This window comes from Clostridium sp. (assembly GCF_051656525.1).
GTDB lineage: Bacteria > Bacillota > Clostridia > Clostridiales > Clostridiaceae > Clostridium.
Window position 1 is genome coordinate 1 of the sequence record NZ_JBOGCC010000014.1, and the last position, 1,499, is coordinate 1,499.

A 1,499-nucleotide genomic window follows, 5' to 3' on the forward strand; every position below is an offset into this window, starting at 1 on the left:
GACAATCAAAAATATTTTTAACAATAATGAATTTACTAGAGCTTCAAGAGGAGGAAGTTGAATCTAAAGAGTTATTAAAAAATGAAAAATTAAATGAGGAGCTTTTAAAAAATAGTTGTGAAACTAACTCTTTACATCCATTTTTTACACAATATAATTTGAAGTAACTGAGGAGGATCAATGGATTTGTTTTATGAGAAAAAACAAGAGGCATTAAAAATAGAGTTAAAAGAGATAGAGTATCTAAAATATACATTAAATACACTTCTTTATTGGGATAAACTAATATATATGCCAAAGGGAGCTATTGGTTATAGATCTGAAATTATTCAGTTTTTAAGTAAGGAGATATATAATAGATTTTCATCACCAAAATTTTTAAAACTTCAGGAGTATTTTGAAAAATCACCTAAGAAAAATGAGGTGATAGAAGCTACTTTAAAGAAAATAAAGAATAATTCTAATTTTGTCCAAAAAATACCTTTAAAAGAGTATGAAGATTATATGAGTCTTATAACTTTATCTGAAGATATTTGGAAAAAAGCAAAAACTGAAAATAGTTATGATGAGTTTTCTCTATGTTTAGAAAAGATTGTAGCACATTTTAAAAACTTTTCTCAGTATTGGGGATATAAAAATATACCATATGATGCTCTTCTTAGATACTATGATATTGATATAAACTGTGAGGAGTTAGATATATTAATAGAAGATTTGAAAAAATTTATAGTTCCATTGGTAAAAGAGATAGAAAAAAACAGTAAAAGCAGTGTAGCTAAAAATTTTAGTGGAGAGTATGATTTTAATAAACAAATGGAGCTTTCAAAATATATTTTAAGTATTACGGGTTTTGATTTTACTTATGGAAGAGTAGATTTAGGAGAGCATCCAACAACTTTAGCAGCTTCTCCAAAGGATGTAAGAGTGGTAACATCTTTTGATAAAAATGATTTGAAAGTTGGGATATATAACACTTTTCATGAGGCTGGAAAAGGACTTTATGAGCAAGGTATAAGTGAGAATCTTTTAGGTACTCTTTTGGCAGAGGTAAGTTCTCAAGTCTTAGAAGAATCTCAAGCTAGATTTTATGAAAATGTAGTTGGGAGAGATAAAAATATATCTTTGCTTATTTTAAAAAAAATAAAAGAACTATTTCCAGAGTTAAAAGACAAAGAGGATATAGATTTTTATAGATTAGTTAATGAAGTTAAACCATCTCCAATTAGAATAGAGGCAGATGAGCTAACATATATTTTACACATAATTATAAGATATGAGATAGAAAGAGATCTGTTAGAAGGGAGATTAGGTGTAAAAGATTTACCAGAGGTTTGGAATGGAAAATATAAAGAGTATTTGAGCGTTGTACCAAAATCTTTTTCAGAAGGGTTACTTCAAGACATACATTGGGCTAGTGGATATTTTGGTTTTTTCCCAGTATATCTAATAGCTGAACTATACTCACATCAATTGAGAAAAGCTTTGGAGAAAGAACTTAA

At 27.8% G+C, this 1,499-nt stretch carries 1 protein-coding gene; it reads left to right on the forward strand.

The features are described from left to right. Positions 1-180: 180 nt before the first annotated feature. Positions 181-1,499, forward strand: a 1,319-nt coding sequence (locus ACRDDY_RS00440; RefSeq protein WP_438562998.1) for a carboxypeptidase M32, incomplete at its 3' end; no start/stop codon positions are given.